The organism is Cytobacillus sp. Bva_UNVM-123 (assembly GCF_046351715.2).
In the GTDB taxonomy this organism is placed as follows: domain Bacteria; phylum Bacillota; class Bacilli; order Bacillales; family Cytobacillaceae; genus Cytobacillus.
Genome location: NZ_CM177772.1, coordinates 631,113 through 647,895, shown reverse-complemented (window position 1 = coordinate 647,895; position 16,783 = coordinate 631,113). Strand labels below are relative to the sequence as shown.

The following is a 16,783-nucleotide window of genomic DNA, read 5'->3' as shown; positions in this document are numbered from 1 at the left end:
CGCTGTTTTTATTCCATTACACATTTCTAAAAATAGTATAAATAAAAAAAACGGTATAAACGCGGCGATACTTGAACACATTATGAAACTTTGTGAAAAAGATTCATAAAATAGTTGAAAGCTATGTCATCATCATTCTATGATCCATTATATAATTTCCTTAAAATACGAATTCATCAATATGCATTCATGTGAAATATTGAGCATAAACAATAATCTACTACTTGATGAGGATGAGATGGAGAATGAAGTATATTCTTACTCTAAATAAACGCAGTAAATTGCTTTTAGCGGGATTCATTTTATTAATTGCTTGTTTCATCCTTGTTTTTTCCCGGTCAGATTCAGAGGGGATTGTGACATACGAAGAATATTTACAAGCCATTCAGAAGCCTTATCAAAATTTATATGAACATTTGCAAGCTCTTCCAGAAAGACCAACAAGTAAGGAGATCTATCAAATTTATGATCAATTCGAAAAGGATATAAGCAAAATAAAAATTTCCAAGGCTGCAGAGAAAAATGTGAAAGACAATTACCAACAGCTTTCTAATTTACCTGACATGTGCAGAGAAGATTATGAGAAGTCTCCTTATAAATACTCCACTCTTTTCGGTCAAGCAAGCAATGTGAAAATGGTATTGGATTATATTAACGAAACAGTAATATTTAAATAAGGACTAGCAGACTTCATCTGCTAGTCCTCATCATTTTCAGCCTAATTAATGTAAATTGAACTTCTTTGAAGGAGATTGCATCGTCATTACAAACATTTATGCATTTTGTACATTTACTAAAAGGACTTAATCTTGCGTAAACAAGTTTCCTTGATTTCGACTGTTTCAGCAAGGCTTTCGATCCACTTCGTAAATAATGACATCTGCAATCACACTCCGATCTGTTTTTTAAAACCAAGGCTGCTGACTCATGACAGTGTAGTAAAATAATAGTCTTCCAGAAAATTCCCCAACTATAACGAGCAGTGCTGTCATGAATGCAAACCTTGAATGAGTTGGTTTCTTTGATTTAAATAAATAGAGCAAAAGACTGGCAGGTACAATTAAACTGAATACTATTCTTACCCAAAATAAACTAGAGCTAAGGGTAAGACTAGCTGCTGAAGCAGCTTCTATCCCATTAAATAAATTTTGGCTATAAACGCCGAAGACGATTATCATCAGAATTAATACACCGCTAATGAGGATAGAAAATAATTGAAGCGGATGTTCACCTTCTTTAGTACGGCTAATAAAATAATAAATATAAACTGTCCCAATCATTACACCAGTTAGAATAAAACTAGCAATGGTTGTCCAAGAATGCCATGTCTGATGAATAGGCATTTGATAATATACTTGAGCAGATACAAAAATCATGGCCACTCCAATGACAGAGCTTAATGTGCCGAACCATTTCCTTAGAGAAGAATGACTGATATGCTTCCACCAAATCCATGTGAATACTGCTAATACAGCATTAAAAGCAATCACAGCAATAATCTCCCTACTTAACCATGAATGTTGTAAACCTGTAATGGATAGATAACTTTTATACGGATAGCCTAAATGCAGCATTGAAGTGACTGTAGCAATGACAGCAAGTGGAAATGCGGTTAAAGCTGGCTTTCGGAAAATTTCTATTTTATATTTTTCAAGATACTCTGGTTTAATCCACTCTAATAATGTAATGACTAAAACAATACCTACCGCCCATTGACTAAAAACGGTGAAAAATACTAATGGTAATTCGAACTCTTCCATCTCTTTACAACCTCCTTAACATCTTGGTGGGATAATAACAATATTTGGTCCTGTTACTGTATGATCTGGGAAGTTAAATCGATCCTCAATGACTTGGAGATCAGCGCCATATTCTTTCCTAAGCTCACTAATCTCACCAAATTTAATGATTTTTGCTGGACATGCTTCTACACATCGCGGCAATTGTCCATTATCAATACGATCAACACACATATTGCATTTACTTGTTTTTCCTTCTACTGGATCATATTGAGGTGCACCATATGGACAACCCATTATACACATTCGACAGCCGATACAACGATCATGATCTTGAATGACAATGCCATCATCACGTTTTGAATAAGCTGATACTGGACAAACTTCCATACATTGCGGTTCATCGCAATGGTTACATGACATTGAAAGAAATGAAATTGAGTTTGGTCCCTCGGTCGTAAATTCTCTTACACGTCGCCATTGCACACCAGTTGGCGTCTGATTTTCTGACTTACATGCAACCGCACATGTTTTACATCCGTAGCAGTCTTCCATATTTATTAAAAATCCATATTGGGTTGCCATGCTTTAAGACTCCTTTCTTATTTCAACTAATGTGTTATTGCATGCATGTCCATTTCCGAGAGGCTCAACCTTATCATTCGTCACATAACTACTGCTTCCTCCACTTTGCTCCCACCAGCCATTCTCTAAGCTGATAATCCCTTCTTTTATGTGTGAAGTAACATCTGCCTTTGCTCGGTGTTCACCACGATCATTAAAAATAATGACCCAATCCTTCGCTTTAATTCCTCTTTTCTTTGCATCATTAGGGTGAATCATCACCTCAGGCTCACTAGTATGAACTTCGTTTATCCACGGCAATGTGCTAAAGCTAGAATGAATGCTTCTTGCTAATTTCCTTTGAACGGCCATTAACGGATATTTTTTTACGAGCATAGTTGATTTATTTTTGATTAATTCATCTGCCTGTATATACGTAACAATCGGTTTATAATTAAGTTCTTTCCATTCCTCAATATATAAATGGGCTTTGCCTGTTGATGTTCGGAAATGACCGCCGTCAAATGCAACATATGGTGTTTCGACTGGCTTAATAGGCCCTTTCTTCAATTGATCCAACGTTATATTTGTATCCGAAAGAACGGCACTAATATGTTCTTCTACTGGCTTATCAAATGCCTCACCAAATCCTAATCGTTTTGCTAGCTCACTAAAAATCCAGTAATCCGGTTTTGCTTCACCTGGAGGCTCTACCGCTTTCTCCATTAATTGTACGTAGTGACTTCTAGTGCCAGCCATTAAGCTTGTATCTTCAAAAATCGTTGTAACTGGGAGAACTAAATCGGCATACATGGCGGTAGAAGTCATTAAATTATCGGCAACGACTACAAATGAAACCTTTTCTAATGCCTTTTTCACTAAATTCGTATTAGGAACTTGTGTCATTGGACTACAGGTCATCATATACCAAAAATCTATTTTCACTGGATCCTCGTTCACGATCGCTTTTCCAAGATGGCAATGTGGGATCTTTGCTGTTTCTAAATTGAAATTTCGATTATGCGGCATACTAGCAACATCTTCAGGCACTTTTATAGCTGAATTAAACTTAGCTAATTGTGTTGCACCACCAGCATCACATACACCAGCACCTGCTTTTCCGATGTTTCCAGTGAATAAAGCAAGATAAAACTGACTCGCTACCGTGTATGTTCCATATTCTGTGCGTTGTGCGCCAGACATATTTTGAATAATCATGGCTGGCTTAGTTGTTGCATAATCTCGAGCTAATCTCAAGATCGTTTCTTTCGGTACATCTGTTTCTTCTTCTGCCTTCTCAACCGTCCATATCGCTGCCTCTTTAGCAATTAAATCGAATACGGTAATATATTCATGAGGTATATTTTCATCAATCAAACTTAACAGTGGCATCACACCCTCTGCATCGTGCCTTTTTACTGACTTTGTATGTAAGTCATAGATTAAGTAAGAATCAGGATCCTCTACATTTTCTCTTACTAAGTCGCCCTTTTTATCGACTAAATATGTTGCACCCGTATGATTGATAAGAAATTCTCGGTCAAAAAGCTTTTCTTTAATAATAATGTTTAACATCGCTAATGCTAATGCCGTATCTGTGCTCGGTACAATTGGAATCCATTCATCCCCTTTAGCAGCTGTTTCACTGTATCTAGGATCAATGACGACCATTCTAGCACCCTGCTTTTTCGCTTCCTCATACTCCTTGAAATATGCTTGCATCGTCACAGCGGGGTTATTTCCCCAGCAAAGAATATAGCGACTATCTTTAATCGTGTCTCTCGTATCAATGTATCTAAATCCGACCATCGGATTCATGGCTGCACTCACTGCTGAACAACAGAGACTTCCAGATGGTGTTGTTACACCTCCAAGATAATTAAAGAAAGTTCCACCGATTGAGTTTTTTATTGAGTCCATATTTCCAGAAGCGGCTTCGAATAGAATCCCTTTATTTCCTAGTTTTTGTCTCGTTTCACTTATCTTTTCAACGATTAAATCTAATGCACGATCCCAAGAAATTTCTTCAAATTTCCCTTCACCTTTTTTTCCTGTTCGCAATAATGGTACTTTAAGACGATTCGGATTATGAACCCATTGGGAGCGGCTAATTCCTCTTAAACAACCAGTAACATTAAAATCTTTACTAGCCTCAACCTTGACTACTTTTCCTTTATGAACATAAGCTGTTAAATTACAGTGAAGGCATTCCATTGCACACGTAGATCGAAATGTTTCATAGTCTATTTTCTCTGCTGCGAGAACCTTTTCAGGAGAATTCATCACTTTTTTTGTCGTGCCTACAACACCAACTGTAGCTAATGAAGTACCTGCCACACCCGATGCTTTTAGGAATGTTCTTCTTGTTATTTTTTGTTTTATCCCATCTTGATGAGCCATTTTTGACCACCCCGTTTTATTAATAAGGATCATTAACGTTTTATACAATGTGCAAAGATTAACGGAACACTGATTCTTTTGTGCGGTTTTTTTGTATCGCGGAAATTAAAAATATATTCATTGCTTTTCTCAAGGCAGAGCGTTTCTAAATTTGCTTTTTCAAACCATTCCTGCAGTTGTTTTATCTCAAATCCTGACCAGAAATCATGCATTTCTTTATATAGCCAGTTATCTTTCGTTCTATGTAAATCTCCAATTATTAACTGACCGTTTTGCTTTAAAGCATTGGCCATTTCCCTAATAGCCTTTTCTGGTTCAAAGATGTGGTGTAACAGCATATTACAATAGCCAATATCAATATCTTCTTTCAACTCTGTTAAGTCGTTTACATTCGCAAAGATGGGCTGAATGTTATTGTAATTTCTATCTTCAACTATGTTTGACAAGGAATAAATCATTTCACTCGAATTATCAATTGCATACACTTTCCTAACTTTTGAGCTTAGCTTTATCGATAAATGGCCGTTGCCACAACCAAAATCTGCACAAATATAATGAGGCTTTAACGGAATTCTTGTTAATAAGAATTCATCTAAACCATATGGATAAGTGTCCAATCTAAAAGTCTTGTAATAGTCATGCATTCCATTGAAAAAATTTGCTGAAATACGGGAGATTGCTTCGGAAAGATCTTTTGGTTTATCAAGTAAATGAAACCACTTCATCAAGATTTTTATTTCATCCTCTTCAAGCTGACCCTTTTTATATTCTGGATATAACTCTCTTATAAGCTGATGAATAAACGCTTGTTTTGCTCGTTTCAATCTGGAAGTAAATGCTTCTATGGAAATATTTAATATTTCTGCACATTCCTTATAAGGTATTTTTTTGAAAATATGAAGAATGATTGCTTGCTGATATTCATGTTTCATCTTCTTAATGATTCTGCTAATAAATTGGAAGAGTTCTTCTTCTTCTAATCTCTCATCTTGAAAATAAGGCCATTTAGTATTACTCATAGCTTCATCAAAAGATGGGCTATCCGTTTGTTTTTCCAAATATTTATTGCATAAGCTTTGAGCTATCGCTAGCAGCCTGCCAATAAGCTTTTCCTTTTTGATAAAATGAAGATTCATCCCCTTTTCAAATGCTTCTAAATATGTTTCATGTGTCAAATCTTCTGCAATGTCAGCGTCCTTTACTTGAAAAAAAATATACTCATATACATCCTCATAAAAACATTCATATATTGTGCTGCTATTCACTTTATTTCACCTCCTCTTTTCAGCACTTTCATACTTTTATGATAGAATGAAGTATTTTTACAAACAATGGTTTGTGAATATTTTCACAAATACTTCGAAAATAACTAAAACATTTAAGAAGTTTTAAAAAAAGCGAAAGAAAATATTTGTCTATTTATGTTATTTTTGTATTTTTATGGGCAGTATTTTCGAATTGTGTTCATTTATTTTTTTATTGCCATTATCTATAATCAATATAGGAAAGCGACTAGCTGAACTGACAGAAAATATAGGGAGAGTGTAGAATGAGGAAATATCTTGTTTTGTTATTTGCTTCAATATTGTTACTCGCTGCATGTTCAAGCAAAGCTTCATATGAAGATATTGATAATGAAACAGCTCAAAAACTGATTGAAGATCATAAAGTTGAAGTTATTGATGTTCGAACAGCAGAGGAATTTGCAGAAGGTCGTATTCCAGTTGCTACATTATTACCGCTCAATGAACTAGAGGCACGTATTTCTGAATTAGATAAGGATAAATCCTATTTATTCGTTTGTCGGAGTGGCAACCGCTCAAGTCAAGCTGCCCAAATATTGATCGATAATGGTTTTAAAAACGTATATAATTTAACAACAGGCATGAATCAATGGCCGTATGATATTGAGAAATAAATGCCATCTTTTTGCTGCTTTTTGTGACTAATAGCATACCAATGGAATGAAGAGAGCGTTATCATAAAGGTGTTAGACAAATTTAAAGTAACAAAAAGGAGATTTGACTATGCTATCTAACATTGGTATTCCTGGATTAATTATTATTCTCGTTCTCGCTCTTATTATTTTCGGACCTAAGAAGCTGCCAGAATTAGGTCGTTCAGTTGGACAAACATTGAAAGAATTCAAAAAATCAACTAAAGGGCTAATAGACGACGAAAAAGAAAGCGGTCAACAAATAGCAACGGCAAATGATGAAACAAAATCAAACTAATCTTCAAAATTAGAAGTTTCCCTTTATATAATTCATTAACGAAAGAGTAGCCCTAAAAAATGGCTACTCTTTCGTTGTTTAAACACTTAATCTCGTCTTTGGAATCGTAAACGAAATTGTCGTACCTTCCCCTAGCTTACTTTCGATTTTCAATACGTTGCCAAAAAGCTGCTTCAAGCGTCGTTCTGTATTAAGCAGACCAATCCCTGACCGTTTGTCTGATTTTTCCCCTCTAGTAAGTAAATGTTTAAGTGTTTCTTCATCCATTCCTACACCATTATCTTTTACAGATATTTCAACAAATTGTTCCTTATCTTTAATGCAAATATAAACTTCTCCACCATTCATACGCTTTAATATTCCATGGTTAACAGCATTTTCAACAAGTGTTTGAATAGTTAGCGGAGGTAAATCTAATTGAATATTGTCATCTACTTCCCATATTGCTTCCACTCTATTTCCGAAGCGTTCTTTTAGGATGTGCAAATAAGAACGAACGAGTTGAAGTTCATGCTTCAAGGGAACGACCCCATCCGCATTTTGAAAATCAATACTTAGACGTGTATAATTTGCTAACTCTTCGATCAAATCATCCATTCTATCTAAGTCAGTTCTACTCAAGCCAACAATTGCATTAAATGTATTGATTAGAAAATGTGGTTTGATTTGCGCCTGCAGCCATGCACCTTCTATTTGTAATCGTTCACTTACTGATCTTTTCAGTTTCGTCAATGATTTCACTCTAGATTTCAGTTCTACCGCATTCATGGGCTTTGTAACATAATCATTGGCCCCCAATCGAAACCCTGTTTCGATATCCTCATCACGATTGTAGGCGGTTAATAGCAAAATCGGAAGTTCAAACATGGAATAGCGTTCTCGAATCCGCGAAGTCAATGTATACCCCGACATCTTCGGCATCATCACATCCGCAATGATTAAATCCCATTTACCGATGTTTAACATTAACAGTACTTCCTCCGCACTTATTGTCGTGGAAATTTGATAAGGTGGTACTGAAAAAATACTTTCTAACACTTTTAAATTCACCGGATCATCATCAACAGCTAGTATGTGAATAGACTCTGAATTCAGCTCTTGATGTTTAACGAGATTATTCGAAACGAAAGCTTCAGCGGAAGCACTTTGCTCAATTACATTTGCTGTAAATGCCTCAATTCCTTTTTGCTGTGCAGCAATATCAGATAATGTAAGGGTAAATGTGAACACTGAACCTTGATTTACTTTTGAACTAACTGCTAGCTCCCCACCATGCAATTCGACTAATTGTTTGCATATGCTTAATCCTAATCCAAAACCACCATCAGTCGATGTTGTATTTCGATTAGAGGCTTGTTCATACGGTTCAAAAATTTTACCCAAATGTTCCTCTTCTATGCCTATCCCATTATCTACAACCGATATTTTCGCCTTCTCCTCTTCAATTTCAGCCTCGACAAGCACTTCATCTGCATGTGAATGTTTTAGAGCATTATATAGGAGATTAAATAAAATTTGCGTCAGCCTATTTTCGTCTACTTGTACAAGTGGAAAGTGAACTGGAATTCGATTGACTAGCCTAATCGATTTTCCTTCGGACATTGACACTAGCATAGCAATGACTGCTTCTACAGCACTGTGAACGGATACGTCTTTCGGATGTATCGTGATGCGATTTTCCTTAAATCTTGCTAAATCAAGCAAATCATTTAATAAGAGTGACATTCGACGGCCTACAGTCATAATTAAATCTAAGCTTTGAACACTTTTTTTATCAAGTAGCGCATGTTCCTTTTCCATAATTGAGTGTGAAATATTTATTATGCCATGAAGAGGTGTTCTCATCTCATGTGCAACCGTTACTAGAAACTCATCTTTTCGTTTATCCGCTTCTTGCAGCTTTTTCGTCAGCTTTTGAGATTCCCCAAGTACGCGAAAATATTTCTTAAACCAATACATGGAAAAACAAATAATCGCAATCATTAGATCAAATGGATAAGAAACGATGTCTAACTGTAATAAATAAATGATGATGAGCCATATCAAACTACCTATTGAAGCGACTAATGCTAACAATAAAAAGATGCTGTCCTTATCTATTTTAAGAGTTGCACGATACATAACGAACGGTGCTAATAGACACGGAATGAGCATGACAAAGATATAAAATGCAGTAAGCTTTATATTAAGAGTAGCTGGGGATAACAAGATAATGAACACGGCAATACTACATAGAACAGCGTACCATTTAATTATTTTTATACGTAATATGACCGGCAGCTGTTCTCTTATACATTGCAGCAATAAATATCCCCCGGTAATGATCGTTAAATATATAACTTTTATTCCCCATTCAAAGTTTAAGGGAAACCACGCAAATAATAAACGCTCACCAATGAGAGTCCCCACAATAATACAAATGGTCATAAAAGAAAAATAGAGTAATAGTTTATTTTGATTGCCCATCAAAAATAAGATAAAAATATACAAGGCGTGAAATAAGTAAATAATAATAGAAACTAGCACGATATTCGTGGCAAACCCAATATCCTTATAAAGGGGATCTGCCAACCCAAATTTCATTGAACGAACAATTCCACCACTTAATGGATCATCATAGTTTGCGGCTTGAATAATAAGTTCGATTTCGTTCGTTTCCTCCAACGTAAAATATACCGTCTTAGGAGCATTTAATGGTGTATATTGTTGTTTATTTTCACCAGGTTTCCCGATACTTGATAGTAGCTTCCCATTCACATACACGTCTGAGGAATTTGCAATATACGGAATGTAAAGTCCGTAAGTTTTATCCTCTTCCGGATCCACTTGTATTTTCAATCGATAAGATCCAAAACCATATGTACTTGCATCCTCTTTGGACTCAGCCCAATTTCCTGGAACTTGAATATAACCTTTTTCATGATTGAGTAAATCATCACCATGTAACTGACTCTTTATCAAAAAAGTCTGTGGATAGAATTCCCACTCGCCATCAAGTGTTATCGAGGATTCCGATAAATCTTCCCACTCCCGTAAATCCAGCTCGCCTTGAACAGGATGTGGATGCTCACGAGTTGTAAAAAAATTCATCCATAATAAGCGACAACCCGTCAGAACGAACAAAAATATTATGACAATAAAAATGATTTTTTTGATTGACATATGCTTAGTCGAAACGACTTTTTTCATTCCCTTTCAAATAGAGTGAAACTCAATCAGTCAAGGTTTTCCGATGCTCAAGGATGTAGCTAGTGCAGATATTGCGACAGAACGTCGCTCACTTAGTCTGCACTGATTGTTAGCTGAACCAATCGGGCCTTTACGGGCTGTTAATCCCCCACTTAGAATTTTTTTAACCTAACTTCTTAAAATGGGGTTCTTACAGCCCGTTAATCTGCGATAGAGTGAAACTCAATCAGTGAAGGTGTTACGGCATATTGGATGTATTCGTCACTTATCGTCTATTAAGTTTTCTTAATTATAATAATTATAATGATGATCGTATTATAAAGTAAAATTATTCATTCCACAATCTCCCACTATCATTAATTTTTTCCTGCCTGAAAAATGGGGCATTCCATCAGCAGTTTCATAAAATATATACGAAATGATGGAATTAAGTCAGGATGAATGATAAATGAGAACAATCGTTTTTATAGGCAGCAATCAATTTGGAACTAGTAATGAAGCACTTACGGTTGCAAAAGAAATGGGCTATTACATTGTTTTGCTAACTGATAAACAAAAACACGATTTCTTTGCTGTCGACAAATGTATTTATACAAATCATTTAATGGACTTCGAAAAAAGCATCGATGCCATATCCATGCTAAAGGAGCAGGGACATGAAATTTGTGCATGTCTCAGCTTTATCGATCCATATATTTCTTACTCTGCAAAGCTTGCAAAGCATTTCAACTTAAAGGAAGTATCCATTGATGCTCTAATTGCGATGGAAAATAAAATAACGTTTCGTGAAAAATTGAAAGACCTTTCTAGTTCCCCTTTTTTTACAATCTTACATGATGATGAACCTGTCGACTTGTTTATTGAAATGCACAGCTCTTCTCTCCCATTAATTATAAAACCACCCGCTTTAAATGGATCAAAAGATATATTCCTCGTCGAAACGGCTAATCAAATGAGCAACGCCATTCATTTAATTCAACAGAAACATCCAAAACATCCATTGTTAGTTGAAGAATATTTAGTTGGTCCACAATATTTAATCGAAGTATTAACACATAATAATGAATTGAATATTATCGGTATTGTTGCCCAGGAATTTTCTGAGGATGATCGCTTTATCGTAATCGGCTATCAGTTTCCTGCTTTGTTAAGTGAAGAAGAGCATCAAAGTCTTATTGCATCTGTTCGGGACATTACTAGTCAGCTTGGTCTTTTAAATGGTTCTTGTCATTTAGAAATGAGGAATGTTAATGGAAAGTGGAAGCTAATCGAGATTAATCCGAGAATGTCAGGCGGCGTAATGAATCGAATAATCAATGAAGGAACTGGGATAAATTTAATAAAAGAAATTATAAAGCTGCATTTGGGAGAAGAACCATCTCTAAATCAAACAAAAATGTATCATGTATATGCAAGATATTTAACCATTAATACTCGAGGCAAGTTACTAAAAGTCATTGGAAAAGAGATCGCATTACAGCATGAAAATGTGAAAGATGTTTATATCAAACCACTCGAAGGAAGAATCATGACTGCTCCGTTTTCAATGGGACATCGCTATGCCAGCATTATCGCTGCCTCCACTTCTCCAGAAGAGGCGAAATCAAGCGCATTAGCGGCAGCAATGGAAATCAAATTTTATTTAGAACCTTTTTAAGTCTCTTATAGGTGCCTTCAATATTTTCATTAGGCTTTTTAAAATTTGATGTCCTTTTGATTAAATGGGTGAATTGGCCAAGTCTATATTTCCTCGCCATTCGCACAAACTCCTCAGAATTCAAATATCCTATAAATATAGCTTAAAGTGGGAGATAACAGCCCATTCTTTAATTAGGGAAAGAAGAGAGGAGTTGATGGCTGAATGGATAAAGAAAAGGAGCAGGAGCATAGTCACTGTTTATGTGAAGCACTCTTCGAGTTGAAATCATTACAGGACTTTTTATCAAATAACTCAACTAAATACTTCGGAAAATTACTAGCTAAATTAGTAGGCACTGATACGATTCCCTTTCTCTTATTGACAAAGAAAGGACTTCTTTCACATAAAGGGACAGAAATAAATGAAGATAACGGAAAAATCGAGTACTTCGAAACAACATTCTTTCGAATTGAAGCAATTGATGAAGAAAGAGGCAGTGCCCACATCACATTACTCCGTCCATTAAATTTACGAGGCGATCAAAATCCGAAGCTAAGTGATGTTATTAAACTCACCAAAACCTCCATTTGTACAGATGTCCATTTAGCAAGCATATGTGCTATACAGCCGTTGGATACGGAATTATTGAAAAGACAAATTGTCATCGAACCAAAATGGTAATTAGTTTCTATCTAAACAGTGATAAAAAAAAGCATTCGTCGATTCCTTCGGTGAATGTTTTTTTATTTCGCTTATTTCCATGAATCTAAACTCTTGTCCGTATCAAATACTTGTTTACTTGAATGTAATATACATAGGGATTGCAAAGAGTTTTACTAAATTAAGAGATAAAAAGGAGACTAATCTATGACATTAATAGGAATGCTACACCATCGGAAAGATCCGACAACTGTCATTAAATCATATGCGTATGCAGCAGTTGCACAAGCAGAAGGAGCAAAATTTTTCTATTTCTCCCCTGGAACCGTAAACTTTACTAATCGTTCAATTAGAGGACAAGTATATGAAGATGGAAAATGGATTTCAAGAGTCATGCCTTTTCCAGATGTCATATACAATGCAGGAAGCCCAGAAAAACTCGCGAAATCTAAAGATATCATTCAAAAATTAAAAAATGAGATCCCCTTTACGACCCATTCTATCGGAAATAAGTGGAATATGAGTGAACGATTAAAGGAGGCAGGAGAATTTTCTAATTATATTATTCCTTCTGAAATCATTAAAAACACCGAAACCTTTTTTAAATTTGTTTCTGGTTACAAAAAGGTTGTTTTTAAACCGATCGATGGAAGAAAGGGGAAAGGAATTCTTTTTATTTCGAAAAATGGGGACGGCTACGAAGTAATAAAGGATTCTAATGTCGCGTACTACTCTAGGCAGCAACTAGAGCAACTGATTAAAACAATGGTTTCAAATGGCACCCACATTCTACAGCCATATATCCAATCCGTTACAAAGTCAGGGCAAATATTCGATTTCAGGCTTCACATCCAAAAAAATGGCGAAGGTAAATGGGTTATTACGACAATCTATCCACGTGTTGCTCCGAAGGGCTCCATCATACCGAATATTAATAATGGAGGCTTTACGAACTATTTAGACCCTTTTTTAAAACAAGAGTTTAAAGATGAGGCCTTTAATATTAGACGAACATTAGAGCATTTCTCCTTAGCATTAGCAAATCATATTGATGAACTGCAAATGATCCAATACGGAGAAATCGTTGATGAGATTGGCGTTGATATCGGGTTAGATGAAAACCATAAAATATGGATCTATGAAATCAATTGGCGCCCTGGATGCCCCCCTGCTTTTTACCTTGAGCTTGATGTCGTTATTAATACGATAAAATATGCTATTTTTCTAGTGAAAAATCAGCAGGCTATTAAAGCAAAAATCAGGGAGCTAAAGCAGAAAAAATTGAAGGAAAAAGGAACTCTTCCTATTATTGCGATAACAGGTAGTGCTGGGAAAACAACGTCTAAAGCATTCCTCGCCTCCATCTTAGCGAAAAAATGGAATATTTTCGAATCAAAAGACTATTGGAATACGACTGAGCATACGAAGAAGCATGCTGATGAGATTAATGATAAGCATAAAGCGGTTGTGTTAGAATATGGGATGGCCTATCCGGGTGTCATCACTGAACATTGCAGCATTATTAAACCTAATATTAGCATTGTTACAAACATCGGACTGGCACATGTCGGAAACTTTAATAGTGATATTAAAGGAGTTGCACATGCTAAATCAGAATTAATCCATGGAATGGACCAGAGAGGTTTACTCATCATCAATAAGGATGACGCCAATTCAAGATATTTAGAAACAAAAAAATTCAAAGGAAAGATTATTACAGTTGGCATCACATCTGCCGCTGATTACAAGGCATATCGGATAAAATATGAAAATGATGGCATGAGTTTTACAATGAACCTTCAAGGAAAAGAAATAAATTTATTCATCCCTATTTTAGGAGAACATCATGTGTATAATGCCCTAAATGCGATAGCAGTTGCTGACCAATTAGGATTCTCCCCGATGGAAATAAAAGCAGGGCTTCTGTTTAAAAAGCCGCCGAGAAGATTAACAATCTATCATTGCCGTAACAACATTACTTTAATTGATGACACTGTTCATTCCCATCCACAAGGAGTAAAGGCTGCCATCAATGTTCTGGAAAACATTGGCAAGAAACGAAAAATCGCCATAATTGGCCAAATGAGGGAATTAGGTGATTTGAGGGAGGCAGAATATCGTAAGGTTGGAGAATATGTAAAGGAAAAAAATATTGATATTCTCATCACCTACGGATTTCGCACAGAAGAAATCGGGGAACAAGCAAAATTGAAAGGGTTTCCTTCTCAAAATATTTATCATTTCACAAATAGAGACCATCTGCATAATTTACTAAAAAAGATCATTAAAAATGATGATACCATTTTAGTTAAGGGTGCAAGCAAGACAAATATGTTCGAAACTGTAAAGTTTATTGATCAAACATTTCAATAATGACCGTATAATAAGGGGCTTCTCAAGGTCCATATCGAACCTTGAGAAGCCCCTTATTCGTTAAGTTATTTTTTTCTTAACTTCCCACACATACATCCTCCAGATGAAAGCACTCTTACATTTTTTCTAGTTTGCTTTCTTTTTATTTTTCCTGATGATTCATTTGAAAGACTAGAATTATTCCATCTGTTCACTTTTTATCACCTCCCTGAAGAATACGTGCAAAGCTTCCTTCCTGTTCTATTTGAAACTCCTTCAATTCATTTAGAACCTGCTTTAACTGCTCCTCTTGACCATCAAAAACGCTAGTATCATATTGTTTTACCCGCATCATTAAATAAAGAAGCATTAAATCAAGCTGAGAGCTATGAGGGTGCCTTCCTCTTTCCCCACTCACAATGCTATTCAACATTTCATCTATTTTAATGAGAAGCATCTCTTCCCATTCCTTCATATTTTATGACCTCCCTTTTTTATGTTGTTATATGAATAGAATTCAATGATTTTATGCCTTCAGGATTTTCTTCATAATATAAGAAGCCCTCCATGGAAACGGCTGTTTTGCTGCGATGTACAAATTTCAATTGAAAATCAGGAAACTCCATTTTTTCACCTGAAGGAAGTTCTTCAAATTTCAATGACTTAAAGCAATATTCCTTCTTAGCGTCTCCTTTCGTCTTCACTCTCTCCCATTCAAACATACCTAGAGACCCTTTTCCCTCACTAGCAAATTTTCCAGAGAATTTAATATCTGAGTCACTTTTAATCGTAAAAAGGATAACTGGTTTATGAATGGCTGCATGTCCCAAATTGACAATATGAAATTTCCCAATAATAATCGTTTCTTCATTCGAACGAGGTGCAATAGAAATTGAATTCGTAAAATAAGCTAGACAGTTTTTACTAGATGAATTGTGTTTTAATAGGATTTCTTCAATCCTATGTATATTTTCCGTGTGAGTATCTTTTATTTGACTGCATACGTTTCGAATCTCCTCAATATGTGAATACACTTTATCACCTTCCCTTGAATAAAGATAAATAAGGGAGCAGTGCTCCCTCATTCATTTTTATTCCTTAAGAACATTCTTTATTACCCTGGAAAAACAACAGGACATTGTGGTGGAATTGTTGGTGATGGACAGTTTTCAAATAAAGGCTCACGTGGGCTACAGAAGCCTGCTGTCAATTCAAGTGTTACTGGTGTAACTGTTTGGATGCTTTGGCAAACAACAATTGACAAACCAATGCTAACGAAAACGCCTGCTGCATCACAGTTTACAATCGATTGTGCTTCAAAATCAGATATTCTTACTAGCAATTCAGTTCCAGCTGGAGCACAAAGGAAAGCTGATTCATTCACTGAAAACGGAATAACAGGAGTTCTCACTAAGAATGGGATACCAGTAGCCGGAATAACACCAGAAATCTCTAAGACGACGAAAACTGTTTTTGTAAAAGAAACTCTTTGAAGAGTAACTAATGCACCATCAACTTCAAATTGGCGATCAACTCTCGGTAAAGATTCTGTTACATCTACCTCTGAATTTAAAGGAAGTGGGTTTCCCGCTGCATCCGTAACAATTGGTGTAATTTTAACTAATGCTGCTGGAAGACATAATACAGCTGCAATCGCGGCTGGCAATGCTAAAGTCGCAGCTAAAACGGTTTGCGAAACTGTTGTCTCCTCCAAAATCCAGTCATATACCTTGTTTGTGTTAATACATAGAAGCTCGGTTGGCTGTTGAAATGGTTTATTATCCAATCTCCATTTCTCCTTTCGCTGTTTTTTTATTACACTTTTACTCTATGTTCTGTACATGAAAACGGAAATAGGACAAGTGCATATTTACGCGATTATCATATGAAATTGGGTGTTTTCCCTATTAATCATGAAGCGTACCCAACATGTCATTCCTCTTTCACATTCGAATTAACCTATTCATATAATGCTTTATCATTATTTATTTTTTTGTAAAGGGGGA

At 35.7% G+C, this 16,783-nt stretch carries 15 protein-coding genes; 6 read left to right on the top strand and 9 right to left on the bottom strand.

The genetic code is table 11. The features are described from left to right. Positions 1 to 245 precede the first annotated feature (245 nt). Positions 246 to 677, top strand: coding sequence for a hypothetical protein (locus KDN24_RS03210; protein ID WP_409975257.1), 432 nt, complete (start codon positions 246 to 248; stop codon positions 675 to 677). A gap of 228 nt (positions 678 to 905) precedes the next feature. Here KDN24_RS03210 and KDN24_RS03205 read toward each other — a convergent pair whose 3' ends face one another. From KDN24_RS03205 to KDN24_RS03190, 4 genes are read right to left on the bottom strand one after another with little or no spacing between them, the layout of a single operon-like run. Next, positions 906 to 1,760, bottom strand: coding sequence for a dimethyl sulfoxide reductase anchor subunit family protein (locus KDN24_RS03205; protein WP_491348295.1), 855 nt, complete (start codon positions 1,758 to 1,760; stop codon positions 906 to 908). A 15-nt stretch (positions 1,761 to 1,775) separates the two neighbouring features. After that, a complete protein-coding gene (locus tag KDN24_RS03200; protein WP_409975254.1) occupies positions 1,776 to 2,324 on the bottom strand; it encodes a 4Fe-4S dicluster domain-containing protein in 549 nt (182 codons plus the stop codon). Between the two features lie 3 nt (positions 2,325 to 2,327). Next, positions 2,328 to 4,703: a molybdopterin-dependent oxidoreductase gene (locus KDN24_RS03195; RefSeq protein WP_409975253.1), complete on the bottom strand. Its 2,376-nt coding sequence runs from the start codon at positions 4,701 to 4,703 to the stop codon at positions 2,328 to 2,330. Positions 4,704 to 4,735: 32 nt separating this feature from the next. Further along, positions 4,736 to 5,968 (bottom strand): methyltransferase domain-containing protein, encoded by a 1,233-nt coding sequence (locus tag KDN24_RS03190; protein ID WP_409975252.1) that lies wholly within the window; start codon positions 5,966 to 5,968, stop codon positions 4,736 to 4,738. A 284-nt stretch (positions 5,969 to 6,252) separates the two neighbouring features. Here KDN24_RS03190 and KDN24_RS03185 point away from each other — a divergent pair, with 284 nt between their 5' ends. Together KDN24_RS03185 and KDN24_RS03180 are read left to right on the top strand one after the other, a co-directional pair. Then, positions 6,253 to 6,621, top strand: coding sequence for a rhodanese-like domain-containing protein (locus KDN24_RS03185; protein WP_409975251.1), 369 nt, complete (start codon positions 6,253 to 6,255; stop codon positions 6,619 to 6,621). A gap of 109 nt (positions 6,622 to 6,730) precedes the next feature. Beyond that, positions 6,731 to 6,937 carry a twin-arginine translocase TatA/TatE family subunit gene (locus tag KDN24_RS03180; protein WP_409975250.1) on the top strand — a complete coding sequence of 69 codons (207 nt, stop codon included), beginning with the start codon at positions 6,731 to 6,733 and terminating at the stop codon, positions 6,935 to 6,937. A 78-nt stretch (positions 6,938 to 7,015) separates the two neighbouring features. Here KDN24_RS03180 and KDN24_RS03175 read toward each other — a convergent pair whose 3' ends face one another. Next, positions 7,016 to 10,126 (bottom strand): hybrid sensor histidine kinase/response regulator, encoded by a 3,111-nt coding sequence (locus KDN24_RS03175; RefSeq protein ID WP_491348294.1) that lies wholly within the window; start codon positions 10,124 to 10,126, stop codon positions 7,016 to 7,018. A 448-nt stretch (positions 10,127 to 10,574) separates the two neighbouring features. On the opposite strand from KDN24_RS03175, the gene KDN24_RS03170 reads away from it, so the two are divergent. The 3 genes from KDN24_RS03170 (at position 10,575) to KDN24_RS03160 (ending at position 14,798) form a co-directional block, all read left to right on the top strand. Then, positions 10,575 to 11,783 (top strand): ATP-grasp domain-containing protein, encoded by a 1,209-nt coding sequence (locus KDN24_RS03170; protein WP_409975248.1) that lies wholly within the window; start codon positions 10,575 to 10,577, stop codon positions 11,781 to 11,783. A 204-nt stretch (positions 11,784 to 11,987) separates the two neighbouring features. Next, a complete protein-coding gene (locus KDN24_RS03165) occupies positions 11,988 to 12,446 on the top strand; it encodes a CotY/CotZ family spore coat protein (protein ID WP_409975247.1) in 459 nt (152 codons plus the stop codon). Positions 12,447 to 12,632: 186 nt separating this feature from the next. After that, positions 12,633 to 14,798: a YheC/YheD family protein gene (locus KDN24_RS03160; protein ID WP_491348293.1), complete on the top strand. Its 2,166-nt coding sequence runs from the start codon at positions 12,633 to 12,635 to the stop codon at positions 14,796 to 14,798. A 65-nt stretch (positions 14,799 to 14,863) separates the two neighbouring features. Here KDN24_RS03160 and KDN24_RS03155 read toward each other — a convergent pair whose 3' ends face one another. From KDN24_RS03155 to KDN24_RS03140, 4 genes are read right to left on the bottom strand one after another with little or no spacing between them, the layout of a single operon-like run. Continuing rightward, positions 14,864 to 14,992 (bottom strand): hypothetical protein, encoded by a 129-nt coding sequence (locus tag KDN24_RS03155; RefSeq protein ID WP_409975245.1) that lies wholly within the window; start codon positions 14,990 to 14,992, stop codon positions 14,864 to 14,866. Beyond that, the gene (locus tag KDN24_RS03150; protein ID WP_409975244.1) at positions 14,989 to 15,252 is read right to left on the bottom strand and encodes a hypothetical protein; all 264 of its coding nucleotides are present in this window, start codon (positions 15,250 to 15,252) and stop codon (positions 14,989 to 14,991) included. Before KDN24_RS03150 ends, KDN24_RS03155 begins: the two co-directional genes overlap by 4 nt. A gap of 19 nt (positions 15,253 to 15,271) precedes the next feature. After that, entirely contained in the window at positions 15,272 to 15,862 is a 591-nt protein-coding gene (locus KDN24_RS03145) for a hypothetical protein (RefSeq protein WP_409975243.1), read from the bottom strand. A 29-nt stretch (positions 15,863 to 15,891) separates the two neighbouring features. Next, complete coding sequence (locus tag KDN24_RS03140) at positions 15,892 to 16,563, bottom strand: BMQ_0737 family morphogenetic spore coat protein (protein WP_409975242.1); 672 nt, start codon at positions 16,561 to 16,563, stop codon at positions 15,892 to 15,894. Positions 16,564 to 16,783 lie beyond the last annotated feature (220 nt).

What these genes read in the sequence shown, in the direction of transcription:
- KDN24_RS03180 (WP_409975250.1), top strand. Translation starts at nt 6,731, where the DNA reads ATGCTATCTAACATTGGTATTCCTGGATTAATTATTATTCTCGTTCTC.
- KDN24_RS03205 (WP_491348295.1), bottom strand. Translation starts at nt 1,760, where the DNA reads ATGGAAGAGTTCGAATTACCATTAGTATTTTTCACCGTTTTTAGTCAA.
- KDN24_RS03200 (WP_409975254.1), bottom strand. Translation starts at nt 2,324, where the DNA reads ATGGCAACCCAATATGGATTTTTAATAAATATGGAAGACTGCTACGGA.
- KDN24_RS03175 (WP_491348294.1), bottom strand. Translation starts at nt 10,126, where the DNA reads ATGAAAAAAGTCGTTTCGACTAAGCATATGTCAATCAAAAAAATCATT.
- KDN24_RS03160 (WP_491348293.1), top strand. Translation starts at nt 12,633, where the DNA reads ATGACATTAATAGGAATGCTACACCATCGGAAAGATCCGACAACTGTC.
- KDN24_RS03145 (WP_409975243.1), bottom strand. Translation starts at nt 15,862, where the DNA reads ATGAGGGAGCACTGCTCCCTTATTTATCTTTATTCAAGGGAAGGTGAT.
- KDN24_RS03195 (WP_409975253.1), bottom strand. Translation starts at nt 4,703, where the DNA reads ATGGCTCATCAAGATGGGATAAAACAAAAAATAACAAGAAGAACATTC.
- KDN24_RS03150 (WP_409975244.1), bottom strand. Translation starts at nt 15,252, where the DNA reads ATGAAGGAATGGGAAGAGATGCTTCTCATTAAAATAGATGAAATGTTG.
- KDN24_RS03170 (WP_409975248.1), top strand. Translation starts at nt 10,575, where the DNA reads ATGAGAACAATCGTTTTTATAGGCAGCAATCAATTTGGAACTAGTAAT.
- KDN24_RS03165 (WP_409975247.1), top strand. Translation starts at nt 11,988, where the DNA reads ATGGATAAAGAAAAGGAGCAGGAGCATAGTCACTGTTTATGTGAAGCA.
- KDN24_RS03210 (WP_409975257.1), top strand. Translation starts at nt 246, where the DNA reads ATGAAGTATATTCTTACTCTAAATAAACGCAGTAAATTGCTTTTAGCG.
- KDN24_RS03185 (WP_409975251.1), top strand. Translation starts at nt 6,253, where the DNA reads ATGAGGAAATATCTTGTTTTGTTATTTGCTTCAATATTGTTACTCGCT.